The following is a 16,255-nucleotide window of genomic DNA, read 5'->3' as shown; positions in this document are numbered from 1 at the left end:
GATCTTTAAGGATTTTTTTATTCTTCTGTGAAATCTTTAAGGACTTTTTCTGCAAACCACCATGGCAATTGCTGAACATCAGGATTCATTTTTAAAGTTTCTGCAGATTGAATTTCCGCAATAAACGCTGCCTTTTCACCATTGGAAGAGTTATCAAACAAATAGGTTCGATCACTGGCATCTACAGCCTGCATGAGTAAGTCCATACTACGGTAATAGCGTTCAACAATCTTTTGTTCAGGTACAGGATGTCCACCCACACTGACCCGATATTTAACTCGAGCAATATTAATTATTGGATCTACAGTCGATACATAATACAAATAGGTTTTAAAACCCTGTCGTTTGGCTTCTTGTAGAAATTCCACTTTGGAAATATGCGACATCACCGTTTCAAAAGTAAAACTGATCTTTAAGCGTAAAAATTCCAGGCGAATATAATCAATAATACGTGCGCAGAGATAGGAATCTATTTCCGATGCATCAAACTGAATGTTCCAATCATCTAATAAAACAGGCTCACTTGTTAGTAAAGGAACCAACTGTCCAGCATTCGGACGTTTTTTCTGTTTTAGGAAATCAATGAGATCTTGTGCTTTTAAGGCAGGATGATAAGCCATCAAATCTAGTTGATGGCTAGTATTCAGATTTTGTTCTAATTCATCGGCATTTAAATAAGCCCCAATATGATGGGGCAATAAATATTCTTTGACTGTACTCTTTCCAGATCCATTGGGGCCGGCAAACATCCTTATTCTTGGTTGAGGCATTCAGTTATACAGCTGCCTCTTGTTTTCTCTTGCGTTTTAAAACTTTAGGAAGATGATCAACGCTCACATAAGCCTGAGACAAATCTTGAATTACGGTTTCTTGCCCATTAGCTTCGCGTTGTACCAGTTGCTGCTCTTTTGCGTAAACGACCGTCGCTACCGAACATGCTTTATCAAAGGCATGACGGAATGCATGTATAGCAAGTTTAGGAATCATATCGTCCTCATATTTGCCTGCTTTCATGATGCTATAAGCTATCATGGAACAACTCCCGTTACACAAGGTATATTTCTATCTCATATTAACATAGTACAAATAATTGTCTATTTATACACCAACATAGAAATGTAACGCATGGATAGATGGATTCAAAATTTAATCACGCTGTTTCATTCAAAACCATTAAGGGACTTAGTGTGATTTATTGACTCACTAGAATCGCGTTAATCATTATAGAAGTATTTATTAAAGTCTTAATCTGTATTTTCAACATTGTTAACTTCAAATCCAGACGCTTAAAAAATAAAAGCCACTTATTCGGTGGCTCATATCATCAATTTGAACGGCTTACTTTTATTTAAGCTTAGGGTTAGTCTTCTTTCCATACATCTTCATAATCTTCACGATCAATCATAAAGCGGAAACCTTCAGCCAAAGCCAAGTATGGAAGCACTTCAGGCAAAATATCTTGTAATTCTCGAACAGTCATGGTTTGAAAAAAATCTTGCCCCTCTCCCAGCTCTCCACCATAGATGAACCAAGCAACATTTTCTTCTGTTTCAGGCTTTTTACGAATCCCGACAATGGGTTCCTGATTTAAGGTGTCTACAGCAACCGCAACAACATCGTCACCACTGACTTTGATATAAGCAGAATCAAATTCCTCACACAATAGCTTTTGTTCTGCGATTAATTCTTCTAAGGGTGATTTCTGGTTCATGGCTTATACCTTGGTAAATTGAGCTGAATAGTGCATTTTATCCTAGATCATAAATATGTAGGCAATCTTTTTATTTTCAGTGTTTTTTGCTAAGCTTGAAAAAGTTACAAATTCAAGAAACAATAATGAAACTTAAAGATCAAAAGATAATAGAACATAGTCACGGCGGCAGACGTAAAAATGCCGGGCGAAAAACACAGTATCAAGAAAAAACGGTGGTCATGCGTGTGCCAGAGTCTAAAGTGCTGGAAATTAAAGCATGGTTACAGCCAAAGCCTGAAGATGATCGCATCAAGAATATTGAACTGCAGCCGATTCAAATCCGAACACAGTTAGATATTCCTTATCCACTTGAATCGGTTGCCGCAGGTTTTCCCTCGCCTGCTCAAGATTACATCGAAGACTTTATCGACTTAAATGAATATTTAATCCATAACCCACTCAGTACATTTGTATTAAGGGTGAATTCTTTGTCGATGAAAAATGCAGGTATAGATATAGACGACCAGATTCTCATTGATCGTAGCCTAAATGCGGAACACGGCGATATCGTTTTAGCTTTAATCAATAATGAGTTCACCGTAAAACGCCTGATGAAAGAGAAACAAAACAATGCTCAAGCCAAGATCTGGTTAAAAGCAGAAAATCCAGAATATCCAGATATTTATCTACATAGTGAAGATCAATTAATTATTTGGGGAGTGGTGACCTGTATTTTAAAAAAATTACGCTAATAAAATTATATAAGTGCAATAAAAACCGGTCTTTTTTCTTTATCAATGAAAGACTCTAGTAAAATACTAAGTCTTTCATTGCCGTAAAGCAGCAAACATTTACAGATAGACAAAAGCCCCAAGATCATCTTGGGGCTTTTTGTTTAACCCTTAGCGTTGCTGAGGATTTTTTTGCTGCTGTTGATTGGGTTGTTGCTGTTGTTGCTTACCACTTTGTTGTTGCTGCTGTTGTTGCTGTTTGTCACTTTGTGGGTTGTGTTGCTGTTGTTGACGTTGATTTTCGTTTTGTTGATTGGGTTGTTGTTGATTAGCCATTTTCATATCCATCCTTAAGTTGTTAGGGATATGCCGTACTAATTACGACTCTTACTAATCTAACGGATATTTCCGCTTCACCAACCCCCAAACTGTATCGACTTAATTCATTGTAATATTCAAAATATTAATCTATTGATTTGTAGTCAGTAACCCTTGCCTAGTTTTACGCTATTAACTGGAATTACACTGAAGCTTACACGAGGTTAAACCTCCTCATCTGATGCCCTATTGATTATTCAAAATTTTTTAATTTGAGTTTTTTTAAATATCTCTTTATTCTTAACTTGATAACGTTACAAAATCAAGATTAAAAATAATGAAAGAACAACTGTTTGCTTTAATAGATATTAATAACTGCTATGTCAGCTGTGAACGCGTATTTAACCCGCAGCTGAATGGAAAACCTGTCGTTGTACTCTCCAACAACGATGGGTGTGTGGTTTCCCGTAGTAATGAAGCCAAAGCCTTAAACATTGGAATGGCGATTCCCTGGTATGAAATTGAGAAAGAGGCTTTGCAGGCTGGTGTAAAAGTATTTTCAAGTAATTATGCTTTATATGGAGATATGTCACGGCGCTTCTTTTTAATCCTGGAGCAATACTTCCATATAGATGATCTGGAAGCTTATTCTATTGATGAATGCTTTATCCGGTTAACGCCTTATGCAAAAAACCTGGATATTGAACAATATTGTCGTGATTTGATCAGCACCATTGATCAATGGATTGGTTTACCCTGTTGTATAGGCATTGGCACGACCAAAACCCAAGCCAAACTGGCGAATCATTTTGCGAAAAAACGAACCGGTTTTAAGTCACTGTGCTTTCTGCCTGATTTAGATTTATGCAGTTATGAAAGCTTGCTTCAAGAAACACCGGTAGCAGATGTTTGGGGTATTGGTGGTAAAATCAGCAAGCGACTTCAAGATTATGAAATTTATAATAGCTATGACTTAACTTTTGCCAATGAACACCATCTGGCCAAGCAGTTCTCGGTGGTCATTGCACGCACCATTCGTGAGCTAAAAGGTCAATCCTGTATTGCCCTGGATGACCCTGCAATCCCTTCAAAAAGAATCCTGTCCTCGCGCAGCTTTGCTTCATCTTTAAGTGAAAAGACCATCATAAAACAAGCTGTTACTTTTCATATAAACCGTGCTTATAAACGCTTAACTGTACAACAGCAACTTTGCGCATGTGTGCATGTTGCGCTGTATGAAAAAATACCCAACCCACCCTATAAAAAGAGTGTTTCCCATGCATTAGGTCTAGAATATGCAACTGATGATTTACTGACTTTAAACCACGCAGCATTAAAGCAAATAGATGTTTTATTTAAAGAAAATAAAAAATATGTCAAAGTTGAAGTTATGCTTACTGCGCTGCATTCCAAGCAACAGCACATTCATGACTTATGGCAGCCATTAGAACTGATTCAACAGCGTGATGATTTGATGCAAACCTTATTAAAAATGAAGCAACGCTACGGTTCCGATTGCATACAAGTCGGTTACCATTCCACCAGTCAAGCATGGCAAATGAAACAACATCACCGATCTCCACGCTACACCACCTGTTGGCAGGAACTTCTGACTATCGATGATTCAGCAATGGCTGTTACAGAAAATAAATGAGCTGTTTTGGTCAATTCAGTTTACAATGTAAAAAATAGTAATAATTATAAAAAATGTCATTTTTTAACATTGCCAATTCCTTGCAAAGTTTCCATTATATAGCTCAGTTTTGACACATAGCTTCCGCATTGATTCAAACAGTTCATAATAAGAATGTGGAAATATATGCCATAATACGCAAACTTTGCTGACATCTTGCAAGGTAAAATTGCAAACTTATAATTGGAGCAAGCTGAATGAGCTCGACCATTTTGGTTATTCATGGACCGAATTTAAATTTGTTAGGAAAGCGAGAACCTGAAGTTTACGGATATCTCACCCTAGAAGACATTAACAAGAAGCTCATCGCTCAAGCTCAAAATTCATCTCTTTCGTTAGACACTTTCCAAAGTAATTGGGAAGGTGCAATTGTAGATCGAATTCATCAAGCCCAACAAGACGGCGTACAGTTCATCATTATTAATCCTGCAGCATTGACACATACCTCTGTTGCAGTACGTGATGCCCTTCTGGGTGTCGCAATCCCTTTTATTGAGGTTCATTTATCGAATGTGCATGCTCGTGAAGCATTTAGACATCATTCATATTTGTCCGATAAAGCTGTTGGCGTAATTTGCGGTTTAGGTGCTCAAGGCTATGCCGCAGCACTGGATTATGCCATCGAAAAAATTCAACTTTCTACGCAATCATAATTAGGAATACTGTCTCATGGATATCCGTAAAATCAAGAAACTCATCGACCTGATGATTGAATCTGACTTACAAGCGATAGAAGTTAAAGAGGGTGATCAATCCATCGCCTTAACTCGTCGCAATCCTGTGGTTGCGGCAGGCGTTCCAACCATGACTACTGCTCCAGCAGCGGCACCTGTGGCAAAAACTCCACGTGGTGCTGTAGAAACTTCACCAATGGTTGGTGTGTTCTATGCTGCACAAAGCCCTGGCGAACCACCATTTGTTAAAGTGGGTCAAACCATCTCTGCGGGCGACACTTTAGGCATCATTGAAGCCATGAAAATCATGAACCCGATTGAAGCGACTCAAAGCGGTGTGGTTGAAGAAATTCTAGTTAAAAATGGCGAAGTCATTCAGTTTGGTCAACCACTTTTCCGCTATCGCGCGTAAAACCACGGGGATTTATAAATGTTGCAAAAGGTGTTAATTGCAAACCGTGGTGAAATTGCTTTACGCATTACCCGCGCTTGCAAAACTTTAGGAATTAAAACGGTTGGTATTTATTCCGATGCCGATAAAGACCTCATGCACCTTCGCTTTGTGGATGAAGCAGTGTGTATTGGTCCGGGTGCAAGTAGTGAAAGCTATTTGAATATTCCAGCAATTATTACTGCTGCTGAAATCACTGGTGCAGATGCCATCCATCCGGGTTATGGCTTCTTGTCTGAAAATGCCGAATTTGCGGAAATTGTCGAAAATTCAGGTTTTATTTTTATTGGTCCACGTCCGGAACATATTCGCTTAATGGGGAACAAAGTTTCTGCCATTACCGCGATGCGTAAAGCAGGTGTTCCCACTGTTCCCGGTTCTGCTCATGCAGTGACCACCAACAATGCATTGGCTGAAGCGAAAGAAATTGGCTTCCCACTGATTGTCAAAGCCGCGTCAGGTGGTGGTGGTCGTGGTATGCGTATTGTGGAACGTGTAGATACTTTGCTTGAATCTGTTCAGGCAGCACAACGTGATGCAGAAATGTGGTTCGGTGATGATACCGTCTACATGGAACGTTTCTTACAAAAGCCACGTCATGTTGAAGTACAGATTTTGGCTGATGGTAATGGTCACGCAATTCACCTGTTTGACCGTGACTGTTCTTTACAACGTCGCCATCAAAAAGTGCTTGAAGAAGCACCAGCACCAAACTTACCTGAACAAGCACGCGCTGATATTTTAGAAGCCTGTGTCAATGCATGTAAACTTATGCAATACCGTGGTGCAGGTACATTCGAGTTCTTATTTGAAGATGATGAATTCTTCTTCATTGAAATGAATACCCGTGTTCAGGTTGAGCATCCAGTAACAGAAATGGTAACGGGTATCGACATTATTGAACAACAACTGCGTATTGCGGGTGGGCTTGGTCTAGAGATTGAACAAGCCGACGTTGAATGTCATGGCCATGCGATGGAATGCCGTATTAATGCGGAAGATCCAAGCAACTTCATGCCATCTCCGGGGAAAATTGAGCATTATTATGCTCCAGGTGGTGCCGGTATTCGTTTGGATTCGCATATCTACCCAGGCTATAGCATTCCACCTTACTATGACTCAATGATTGCTAAACTCATTGCGCATGGTAAAGATCGTAAAACTTGTATTGCGCGTATGAAACAGGCATTAGAAGAAATGATCTTAACTGGAGTCAAGACCAATATTCCTTTGCATAAAGATCTGATTTTACAAGATGAAAACTTCTGCGCTCAAGCCATGGATATTCACTATCTTGAAAAGCATTTGCTTCAGAAATTAGAAGGTCAGCAAAAAGAAGCTTCTTAATACGGACTTCTTAAATGTAAAAACCGCTCTTCATGAGCGGTTTTTTTATAGCTGAATTTTATAACTGAGTTTTTAACTATTAAGGTAAGACACGGCGTAATGTCGCAAAACATTGTTCTGCTTTTTCATTACTGCAAAAGTTAATGGTCGATGGATTTTTCCATTGTACAAAATACTGGGAAATCTCGCCTGTCTGATCTTCCTGAAGACCCGAGCAATCTTTTTCATTATTGTCATACTTTACCTGTAAAACCAGTGCAGGCAACAAAGTACGTTCCTCTTGGGATGGCTGATAGTCATAAATGCCTGATGACCACTCTTGCCCACTTTTTATAATGACATTGTTATTACTTTTAAAATTATAATATTCAATACATTTTTTATTATTGGCAACTTGCATTCCCCATAAACCAACAATTTCGGGACGAGTCGCGACACGAATAGTATTTGAACTTTCTGTTTCAGTTGCAGCATTTTCTGTTGCCACAACTGCTTTATTGTCATTTGCCATCGTTACAGATGAGCATAATATAAGTAAAATTGTTAGATATGCGTTTTTCATACAGAAGTTCAAGGCTAAAAATCTCTCTCTATAACTTAGCATATTTTTATGAAAAACCAGTATTTATCACCATATTACAACAATATATTCACTCATTTTTATCTGAAAAATAGAAAGATAGTGACTTGAAAATATTCAATTATTCATTCTGAAATTGAATAACAATGATCTACTTCATATGACCTCTAACAACATCATATCTTTTAACTGATGATCAAAATATTCCTATCTTATTTTTAGGTATAGAAAAGTAAATTTTTAATACTTAGGCTATATTTTAGAAGAATAAAGCGCTGCCCTTTGTAAACTCTGACTGGATCATTTAAATCATCTTCTATATAGCAACAAGCCAACGCTTTTCAAATTATCAAAGTTGATCAAGCACGTTATCAATCAAAAGCTTCTAGGTAAATCAACGCAGTATTGCTTCTTCATATAAAATCCATTACAACAGCTACAGTTCATATCAACAATAAAACAAGGACCTTAATGAATCTTTCTGAATATCTACAATATGATGGGCTAGGATTGGCCGAATTAGTTGCAAACAAAGAAGTTTCATCTTCAGAATTACTGAATTTAGCATTAGAGCGTGCAACCCATACCAATCCCAAATTAAATGCCATTATTATTCCAATGCATGACTATGCACAGAAACGCACTCAACAAGAATTAACCGGTCCTTTTGCAGGTGTGCCTTTTTTAGTGAAAGACTTATTTCAAGAATATGCCGGCTATCCAACCTCATATGGCTGTAAAGGCTTAAAACGCATCAATCATATTTCTGAACATAATTCTGAAATTGTGAATCGTTGGGAAAATGCCGGCATTGTCACCTTTGGACGTACCAATACCCCAGAATTCGGGATTAAAGGAATTACCGAGCCTGATGCCTGGGGAACCTGTCACAATCCCTGGAATTTAAAACACAATAGTGGCGGATCTTCAGGGGGTTCTGCATCTGCGGTTGCAGCAGGGATGGTTCCGATTGCTGGCGCTGGAGATGGGGGTGGTTCTATTCGTATTCCCGCATCTTACTGTGGTCTATTTGGATTAAAGCCGAGCCGTGGACGTACACCCTGGGGTCCACAAATGAGTGAAGCCATGCATGGTGCAGCCATTCAACATATCCTCGCAAAAACCGTACGCGATAGCGCAGCAATGCTGGATGCGACCCACGGCGCTGAACATAGTTCATTGTTTAAAATTGAACATCCAAAAAGTAGCTATTTAGATGCCATGCAACATCCGCCTAAGAAATTAAAAATTGCTTTTAGTACCCATTCACCTATTGGTACACATGTTTCTAAAGATGCGATTGCTGCAGTTCAACATACGGCAAAATTATTGGAGTCATTAGGTCATACGGTGGTGGAAGATACTCCTCCGATTGATGGTATGGCACTCGCTAAAGATTTTATTACCACCTGGTTCAGTCAGTTTTCTTATATCCTTGACCAAATTAAACAACAATATCAGGCGAAAAATAGCGATTTTGAACTGGATTCACTCGCACTTGCTGCATTCGGTGGACAAACTACTGCACTTGAATATATTCACAACCTGAATAACTGGGGTGTCTATGCTACCAAAATGAATCATTTTTTTGATCGCTATGACTTATATTTAACCCCTGCAACTGCTACTGTCGCACCTAAAAATGGTGAGATTAAAATACCCAACTGGCAAAAACCGATTTTAAAAAGTTTATTAAAATTAGGCAAAGCCCATTTACTGGCTCAAGGAAAATTGGTCGATCAAATTGTGAAAGAAAATCTAAAATGGGTTCCCTTTACTCAATTGGCCAATATTACCGGTCTTCCTGCAATGTCTGTTCCACTCTATTGGAATCAAGACAATTTGCCATTAGGTTCACAGTTTATTGCACCTTTTGCCCGTGAAGACTTGTTACTGCAACTTGCGAATCAACTTGAACAAGCCCAGCCCTGGTTTAATCGATACAGTGAAATCCAACTGTAAAAACAGGCACCTAATATTGGGTTTTTACCTTTAGGCTTGTTGGATCTGTTTCGGTAGCCATCGAACAAACAGCAAGCCAACTAAAGTTGAAAGCCCTGCAATAATAAAAACCATCTCGCCAGAAATCAGTTGCCAATATCTACCCGCTAAAATACTGCCTATAGCTACACCCAAACCCCACATGGTGCTATACATGGCTTGCCCACGACCTTGCTGTCCCATTGAAAAATTCTGAAAAATAATGCGCATGGCAATCATATGAAATAAGCCAAAACTAAAAGCATGAATGGTTTGTGCTAAAAATTGCGCAATAAATGAATTCGGTAATAGACCAACCACAATCCATCTTGCTCCAGTCAGAACCAAACACAGGCTAACCAGACTACGCCAAGAAAATCGAGTTAAGAACATATTGGCAAACGCGAACATGATAATTTCAGCAACCACGCCAACTGACCATAAAAAACCGATTTCAGTGGTGCTAAAACCCACTTGATGCAAGTAGTTACTATAGAAACTATAAAATGGTGCATGGGAAAATAATAAAACAAATTCAATGGCAAAAAATGCAGCCACGACAGGTCGTTTTAAAATCGGTAACAGTGGTTCTAATTGCTTTTGTGAGCGCGGTGCGGCACTCGGTTCTTTAATACTAAAGGACCAAATAAAAGCTAGAAATGCAATACACAGCAACATGACAGGTAACATTGAAATCGGAACAATTTCCAATAAAGCGCCGATACCAAAAACACCGACAATAAAGCCGATCGACCCCCACTTTCTCACTTTGCCATACAGCTGCGTTCGTTTTTCACCTAACCAGAATAAAGTTACTCCTTCAAATTGCGCTAAAATTGCATTTTGAAAAAAACTAAAAATCAGCATGAGTAAAGCAACAGACTGGAAAGTATTTGGAATCAGGAAAATCATGAACCAAATGCAGGCTTCCATCCAAGTTGCGATGCGTACCAACAACATTCTTTTGCCAGATTTATCGGCAATCCATCCCCAAATAAACGGTGCAAAAAAGCGTGTCACAATCGCAATGGAAGATAAAAGCCCAATCTCTTGATAGTTAAAACCTTGATCTTCAAGATAAAGGCTCCAAAAAGGCATGAAGGTTCCTACTATCGAATAGTAGAAAAAGTAGAATCCTGCCAGTTTATGTTGGATGGGTAATGAGAGCATAGATATATAAACAGATGTATTTTCAATAAGTTAAAAAATAAAGAGTGGTATTAAGTTGTAGCTAAAAGACTAAGGAGTAGTGCAACTTTATAGAAATTTTTCAAAATTCAATTATTTCAAAATTTGTATACTGCCTAAAAATCTCTCTTTTTCAGCAATCTATGATACATCTTGAGCATGAATTATGCCTGTTAAGTTTCTCTTACTTGATTTAAAATTGTAGAGACAACTCGTTAGTTTGTAGGAGGATAAACTTATGCCTACAGGTAATAAATCAACTTATACAGAAAAGCAGAAGCGACAGGCAAAACATATTTTCGAGAGTGAAAGAGAACGTGGTCTTTCTGAAGAAGATGCAGAACGTATTGCTTGGGCTACAGTCAATAAGCAAGATGGTGGTGGCAAGAAAAAAAGACCTCACCATTAATAAAATAAATGAGTTTTTGCTTTATGCCAAAGCCCTTTAATTGGGGCTTTTCTATGTTTACCCATATAGTATTTCTAGTTATTTACCGTTTATCGGGAAGTAATATAGAATAAACAATATAAAAACATAGGGTTAATTCTATATTAAACATATTTTCACGTACAAATCACAATTTAACAATATTCAAGTTCCTCCCCTCATCTACAATCTCAGTTTTACCTTATAGGAGGTGGAAAAGCGGATGGCGCTTTATTGTATAAAAAAAGATGGTAATTTTTTAACTTACCGTGATCAATTTAATGACTCGCATACTTGCGAGATATCAGAGTTGCATTTTGCTATGTTTAGCCAATGGCACTGGACGACTGAGGAAGATCGGTCAAAATTTTTTACCAGTCAAACAGAAGCTGAACTTTTTATTGCAGAGCGTCACGAAGAGTTTTTTAAGGATGCAGAGGTCACTTTATTCAAGTAATGACTACATCACTAACGAATAAGTGACTATTACCTTGGATATAATAAAACTTACTTAGAAAGCTTCTTTTATTTTTCAAAATACTTCTTGCAGCCTTCAAAAAATTCCTCATTAAAATTCATCGCTGGATCGTCTTTATCATCATCACATTGGTCTACAGACTTGAGCGTGTCTTGTGCATAACGATAACCATTGTATTGCTCTGTACCCTCTTTAAAACCACCAAATTTTTCTGGTTTCATTGAATACTGGAAATATAAAAAAGCTGCAATGCCTATAATTGCTAAAACAGCGCTTATGATTTTAAATTGTTTTAAGTTCATTTTATTTATTTTTACCTTTGGATGAAATGATGACAAATAAAAATAATCAAGCAGTTTATCTACGAAAACTTTGAAGCAGTGAAACCCTGAATACTTGGATTCAAGGCGAGTAAAGTAAAGTTTTATTTCTGTTGCTTTTGTGGCTGTTCAGGTTGCTCATTTGGCTGCTTTTGCGGATTGGATTCCTGAATGTGTTGATCCGGTTGGTCCGGCTGTGGCTGATTCGATTGTTTCTGTTGGTCAGGCTGTTGATTATGTTGACTTTGCTGCATTGGTTGTTGATTAGCCATTTCTATTTGCATCCTATAGTTTTGAATATGTTGTACTCATGACGACTTTTTTAATTTACTCCTTAAATTTTATTATTCCACACTCCATCTGTTTCAATTTTCTTCCGTGTAAGTTTTATTAATATAAATTATTGATTTACCTTGAATATATCCCTATCTAAATTCACATTATTTACCAAAAGTATTAGAAATATTATGTTCATTAACAAGCCAATTTTACGCTCAATTACATCACAGTAGCTTTGATTCGAGCCCTCACATCTAATCCTGATACAAATTCAGGTCTTTCCTGATTAAGTATTTCGCTTAGTGGATTAAGCTTAATCATGCCTTTATCAATACTCATCATTTTCTAGGGCTTAAAACCTACGACTTAAAGTCTCATATTTTGCAAGTTCATAATCATAAAACTGCATTTTTTTAGCTCGTGTGTTGCATTCACAACTCTCTAGAATATGAAAATAAAAAACCCACCAATATCTAGTATTTAGCAGGATTTATAGACTGTCGTATATTCACCAACTAGAGAAAAAATGACTTAATCAGCTTTACCACATTTGCGGCATTCGTGAGTGTATCCATGCTTATGATCCCAATTGAATTCATAAACATGAAAGCAGAAGAGTTTACGAAGGGAATTAAGCATACTGTTGTCTCCACGAAATTATAGTGGGCGCACCCTCTATAATGACTTTACAATCATTTGGCTAAAACAGACCTCAGGATGAGATCATGTAAATTTCAACTAATTTCTATCCCTTATTTTCCAAATATAATAAATTAAACTCATTGGCAAAAAATTCCTTATATGAATTAATCTAAACAAACGATCACATTATCAAGATAATCTATATATTCTTTCTTTAAAGACTACTAAACAAACAAACTGGAAATATAAAGTTATTTTAAGCTCTATTAATCAAATCAAAGCGGTTAAATCTAAAAATCTGACTCGATGCTACAGTGCAAAATTCGTATCGCTCCATACTTCTGATTTACATAGGTGCAATGTCATTAAATCCCTTGTAATGACTGGCTTTAATAGGAATGGTTCTAGATTTGTAAGATTCATTATTTTTGTTGATTATTTTTGATTTAATGAGGATGAATAAAAATAAAGAGACCGCTCATGTGTGCAAATTTTGAAGCAATCAAAAAAAATAGAGCATTCCTTCTGGATCTTCCGGAGCCACCATTTGAATTTCCTGACGATATTTTCCCTTTATACGACGCACCAATTTTAATGCATGGTGCGGATCAACCTGAATGGGATCTCGCCAAATTTGGTCTTATTCCTTTTTGGGCTAAAGAATTAAAATTCGGTCGTCATACCTATAACGCAAGAACTGAAAGCGTTGCTGAAAAGCCAAGTTTTCGACACGCATGGCATAAAAACCAATTCACCTTAGTCCCCGTGGAAACGATCTTTGAACCCAAATATATAGATGGAAAGCCGCATTGGTATGGAATTTCTCGTGAAGATGGATTGCCTTTCACCATTGCAGCGATATATGAAGATGCGGTAATCAATAATAAACATGTCAGATCAATGAGCTTGTTAACCATCAATGCAGATCATCATCCATTTATGAAACAATTCCATAAGCCTTATGATGAAAAGCGTTCCATTATTGTGATACCTGAAGACAAAAGAATGGATTGGCTAAATTGCAATGCTAGTGAAGCAAATCAATTCTTTTTTGAAATGAAAGATGAATATGTGGCAAAGCCAAAATTGCGTACATAAAAACGACAATAATAGAATATTTTTTGATGTACAGAATACTGAAAAGCTTGTCATTTTAGTTATATAAAGCATGCTGTTCATTCAATGAATAATACTTCATTGCCATAAAAGCCCTCATCTATAAAATTTCAGAGTCAGGTTATAACATCAGCAATTATCTTTTAAAATAAATATTTTATTTTCAATAAGTTAATAAATTAAAAAGGTATAACTACTCATAGTTCAACGAGCTAAAACTTAAAAATCATGGTTCAGGAAAATATACTCATCCACTAAAGTAAACTTACTTAACATTTTGTTCCCTTTTGCATACATATAGCGATAAAGATCTGAGAATGCCTTAAATTAGATAGGGCAAGATTACCGCTATTATAGGAGAGGTATGAAATGGCGACTATCAATGTAAATGACATTACCAAACATGCAGATGTAATTGCATCATGTGGGACAAAAGTGGGAACAGTGGACCATCTTGACGGTACCGATAAAATTAAGTTAACAAGAAATGAAGAAGGTAGTCATCACCTTATTCCACTTTCCTGGGTGAGTGAGATTAAAGATAATCAAGTTCTTCTCAATGTAGACTCTGAAGAAGTAAAAAATAAGTGGGTCGCTGTTTAAATTAAAGCTAATCATTCACAGAATAAGCCCTTTATTTGAAAGGGCTTATTTTTAGTTTGCAGTATCATTTTTTTAATTTTGATAAACAAAAATACCCGCCAATACTATTGATTAAAGTACTGCTTACAACCTTGCAAAAAATCAGGATTAAAATTCATTGCTGGATCATCTTTTTCATCATCACACTGATCTATGGACTTCAACTGATTGTCTTGGGCATAACGATAACCATTGTATTGTTCAGTCCCTTCTTTAAAGCCGCCAAGCTTTTCAGCTTGCAAAAAATACTGAAATGCGAAAAATGCAGAGATACCGAGAATGGCTAGAACAGCGCTAAGTATTCTTAATTGTTTTGCTATCATTTTTACTTGTCATATTCACTTTTATAAGAAATACAAATATATATGATTACATTACAATTTTCTTTAATATTTTATAATCATTAAATGTATTTAATAGTATTTTATCATTTATTAACCCCAAAACTAATTCTTTTAAATTCAAACATATAGTTATATTTTTTATAAAAGATCAGTACTAATTCTTGTTATTATTCAGTTTTTATTAATTAATTTATATCGAAATTTTCCACACTCATATTGGTTGAAATTATCTAAATTAAGACAGATTAAATGTCTATTTAAAATGATCTTTACATACCCATACTTCTCCATCTATCCGAACACGATCAGGTCCAATTAATTCTAATTTCTTACCATAATAATTGGTAAGATTTATAAAATTTCCATTCTTGTCATAATTAGCCCAAACACCTCTCTGAATATCAGGACTGTCTAATTTATAAAATGTGACCAATTTCTGTGGATATGTTGTTGTCATGTTCATCTTACATAACCCTTTAATCTATTAGATCAGGAAGATCTTCTTCTATAAAAAAAATCTCCCCGGTAGAATTTAAAATCCATTGATAAGTCCCCATAATTCTCGTTAATTTTTCTTGAGATGAGTTATATACATTCATTAAATTATACTCATCATCATATTCGCCCATATAAACAAACTTGGGTGAAATTTTAAAATCCTCATTCATTTTATACACTTTCACGGGCTTAATATGCATACGTCACTCCTCTTATTCTGTTTAAAGGAGCCTAAACCCCTTTAAACATAGCATTGGCATAATGAGCGAATTTTTATTTTTCTTTCTGTGATGGCTTTTCAGGCGATCTTTTCTCATTATTCCTATGGTCATGCTCTGGTAGGTGGTGGGGTTGTTTTATGGGTTGATTTCGTTGATTAGACTCTGTTTGATTTTGTTGAGATTTCGATTTAGACATAATAGTATTCCTGCTGACCATTCCACTTAATGATAATATCAGTCCAATTATTAATCATAATATCAGCATATACCGAAGTTAACTTAATAAAAATAGCAATGATGTATCAAAATATAATAACTCGAATAAAAGTATACTTATAAAACCAACTATTATTATTAAACAATCCATTAGATAATAAATTAATATAAAAATTAATGAATTTTCAATTAAAATAATTTTCAACATTATTAGATCTCTTTCATAAATCAAAAAATGACCTTCTTTTTGATTAATATTTGTACCCCAGATTTTTTAACAGTCGTGCATAATCTGCGGATGAAATACATCGATTCAAACAAGCTTTCTGATCCTCAGTTCAAGCGATACACCGGCATCTCATGGTCAACCTTCTATTTAATGGTTGAGCAATTGAAGAAACATGTTCCTACTAAAGG

General features: G+C 36.3%; 20 protein-coding genes. 10 read left to right on the top strand and 10 right to left on the bottom strand.

What is annotated here, in order from left to right; translation table 11 throughout:
• Window positions 1-17: 17 nt before the first annotated feature.
• The 3 genes from B9T23_RS04315 to B9T23_RS04305 form a co-directional block, all read right to left on the bottom strand.
• Window positions 18-770 (bottom strand): zeta toxin, encoded by a 753-nt coding sequence (locus B9T23_RS04315; protein ID WP_086193139.1) that lies wholly within the window; start codon window positions 768-770, stop codon window positions 18-20.
• A 4-nt stretch (window positions 771-774) separates the two neighbouring features.
• On the bottom strand, window positions 775-1,032 hold the full coding sequence (locus B9T23_RS04310; protein ID WP_086193138.1) for a hypothetical protein: 258 nt from the start codon (window positions 1,030-1,032) through the stop codon (window positions 775-777).
• A gap of 328 nt (window positions 1,033-1,360) precedes the next feature.
• Window positions 1,361-1,711 carry an immunity protein Imm33 domain-containing protein gene (locus tag B9T23_RS04305; protein WP_086193137.1) on the bottom strand — a complete coding sequence of 117 codons (351 nt, stop codon included), beginning with the start codon at window positions 1,709-1,711 and terminating at the stop codon, window positions 1,361-1,363.
• A 125-nt stretch (window positions 1,712-1,836) separates the two neighbouring features.
• Between B9T23_RS04305 and B9T23_RS04300 the strand changes: the two genes are divergently transcribed.
• On the top strand, window positions 1,837-2,445 hold the full coding sequence (locus tag B9T23_RS04300; protein ID WP_086193136.1) for a LexA family protein: 609 nt from the start codon (window positions 1,837-1,839) through the stop codon (window positions 2,443-2,445).
• A gap of 150 nt (window positions 2,446-2,595) precedes the next feature.
• On the opposite strand, the gene B9T23_RS16745 is transcribed toward B9T23_RS04300, so the two are convergent.
• Window positions 2,596-2,760: a hypothetical protein gene (locus B9T23_RS16745; RefSeq protein WP_155859813.1), complete on the bottom strand. Its 165-nt coding sequence runs from the start codon at window positions 2,758-2,760 to the stop codon at window positions 2,596-2,598.
• A 319-nt stretch (window positions 2,761-3,079) separates the two neighbouring features.
• On the opposite strand from B9T23_RS16745, the gene B9T23_RS04295 reads away from it, so the two are divergent.
• The 4 genes from B9T23_RS04295 to accC all read left to right on the top strand — a co-directional run bounded on the left by B9T23_RS04295 (window position 3,080) and on the right by accC (window position 6,907).
• The gene (locus B9T23_RS04295) at window positions 3,080-4,396 is read left to right on the top strand and encodes a Y-family DNA polymerase (RefSeq protein ID WP_086193135.1); all 1,317 of its coding nucleotides are present in this window, start codon (window positions 3,080-3,082) and stop codon (window positions 4,394-4,396) included.
• Window positions 4,397-4,632: 236 nt separating this feature from the next.
• Window positions 4,633-5,088 carry a type II 3-dehydroquinate dehydratase gene (gene aroQ / locus B9T23_RS04290; RefSeq protein ID WP_086193134.1) on the top strand — a complete coding sequence of 152 codons (456 nt, stop codon included), beginning with the start codon at window positions 4,633-4,635 and terminating at the stop codon, window positions 5,086-5,088.
• Between the two features lie 16 nt (window positions 5,089-5,104).
• Window positions 5,105-5,521, top strand: a complete 417-nt coding sequence (locus B9T23_RS04285; protein ID WP_067724287.1) for an acetyl-CoA carboxylase biotin carboxyl carrier protein — start codon at window positions 5,105-5,107, stop codon at window positions 5,519-5,521.
• Window positions 5,522-5,539: 18 nt separating this feature from the next.
• Window positions 5,540-6,907: an acetyl-CoA carboxylase biotin carboxylase subunit gene (accC, locus tag B9T23_RS04280; RefSeq protein ID WP_067724288.1), complete on the top strand. Its 1,368-nt coding sequence runs from the start codon at window positions 5,540-5,542 to the stop codon at window positions 6,905-6,907.
• Window positions 6,908-6,986: 79 nt separating this feature from the next.
• On the opposite strand, the gene B9T23_RS04275 is transcribed toward accC, so the two are convergent.
• Complete coding sequence (locus tag B9T23_RS04275; RefSeq protein ID WP_086193133.1) at window positions 6,987-7,469, bottom strand: hypothetical protein; 483 nt, start codon at window positions 7,467-7,469, stop codon at window positions 6,987-6,989.
• Between the two features lie 489 nt (window positions 7,470-7,958).
• Between B9T23_RS04275 and B9T23_RS04270 the strand changes: the two genes are divergently transcribed.
• On the top strand, window positions 7,959-9,449 hold the full coding sequence (locus tag B9T23_RS04270) for an amidase (RefSeq protein WP_086193132.1): 1,491 nt from the start codon (window positions 7,959-7,961) through the stop codon (window positions 9,447-9,449).
• 30 nt (window positions 9,450-9,479) lie between these two features.
• Here B9T23_RS04270 and B9T23_RS04265 read toward each other — a convergent pair whose 3' ends face one another.
• Window positions 9,480-10,637: an MFS transporter gene (locus B9T23_RS04265; protein WP_086193131.1), complete on the bottom strand. Its 1,158-nt coding sequence runs from the start codon at window positions 10,635-10,637 to the stop codon at window positions 9,480-9,482.
• Window positions 10,638-10,893: 256 nt separating this feature from the next.
• Here B9T23_RS04265 and B9T23_RS16740 point away from each other — a divergent pair, with 256 nt between their 5' ends.
• Window positions 10,894-11,064 carry a hypothetical protein gene (locus B9T23_RS16740; RefSeq protein WP_086193130.1) on the top strand — a complete coding sequence of 57 codons (171 nt, stop codon included), beginning with the start codon at window positions 10,894-10,896 and terminating at the stop codon, window positions 11,062-11,064.
• 241 nt (window positions 11,065-11,305) lie between these two features.
• Window positions 11,306-11,539, top strand: a complete 234-nt coding sequence (locus tag B9T23_RS04255) for a hypothetical protein (protein ID WP_086193129.1) — start codon at window positions 11,306-11,308, stop codon at window positions 11,537-11,539.
• Between the two features lie 68 nt (window positions 11,540-11,607).
• Here B9T23_RS04255 and B9T23_RS04250 read toward each other — a convergent pair whose 3' ends face one another.
• Together B9T23_RS04250 and B9T23_RS04245 are read right to left on the bottom strand one after the other, a co-directional pair.
• Window positions 11,608-11,862, bottom strand: a complete 255-nt coding sequence (locus tag B9T23_RS04250; protein WP_067724293.1) for a hypothetical protein — start codon at window positions 11,860-11,862, stop codon at window positions 11,608-11,610.
• A 122-nt stretch (window positions 11,863-11,984) separates the two neighbouring features.
• Window positions 11,985-12,152, bottom strand: coding sequence for a hypothetical protein (locus tag B9T23_RS04245; protein WP_165493754.1), 168 nt, complete (start codon window positions 12,150-12,152; stop codon window positions 11,985-11,987).
• 1,129 nt (window positions 12,153-13,281) lie between these two features.
• On the opposite strand from B9T23_RS04245, the gene B9T23_RS04240 reads away from it, so the two are divergent.
• Together B9T23_RS04240 and B9T23_RS04235 are read left to right on the top strand one after the other, a co-directional pair.
• Window positions 13,282-13,899 carry an SOS response-associated peptidase family protein gene (locus B9T23_RS04240; RefSeq protein WP_086193127.1) on the top strand — a complete coding sequence of 206 codons (618 nt, stop codon included), beginning with the start codon at window positions 13,282-13,284 and terminating at the stop codon, window positions 13,897-13,899.
• Between the two features lie 387 nt (window positions 13,900-14,286).
• Window positions 14,287-14,520 (top strand): DUF2171 domain-containing protein, encoded by a 234-nt coding sequence (locus tag B9T23_RS04235; RefSeq protein WP_086193126.1) that lies wholly within the window; start codon window positions 14,287-14,289, stop codon window positions 14,518-14,520.
• A gap of 104 nt (window positions 14,521-14,624) precedes the next feature.
• Here B9T23_RS04235 and B9T23_RS04230 read toward each other — a convergent pair whose 3' ends face one another.
• Both B9T23_RS04230 and B9T23_RS04220 read right to left on the bottom strand, forming a co-directional pair.
• On the bottom strand, window positions 14,625-14,882 hold the full coding sequence (locus tag B9T23_RS04230) for a hypothetical protein (protein ID WP_086193125.1): 258 nt from the start codon (window positions 14,880-14,882) through the stop codon (window positions 14,625-14,627).
• A gap of 497 nt (window positions 14,883-15,379) precedes the next feature.
• Window positions 15,380-15,601, bottom strand: coding sequence for a hypothetical protein (locus B9T23_RS04220; protein WP_086193124.1), 222 nt, complete (start codon window positions 15,599-15,601; stop codon window positions 15,380-15,382).
• Between the last annotated feature and the right edge of the window lie 654 nt (window positions 15,602-16,255).

Source organism: Acinetobacter terrae, from assembly GCF_002135195.1.
GTDB lineage: Bacteria > Pseudomonadota > Gammaproteobacteria > Pseudomonadales > Moraxellaceae > Acinetobacter > Acinetobacter terrae.
The sequence above is the reverse complement of the archived record's forward strand: the minus strand, read 5'-3'. Positions and strand labels throughout refer to the sequence as shown.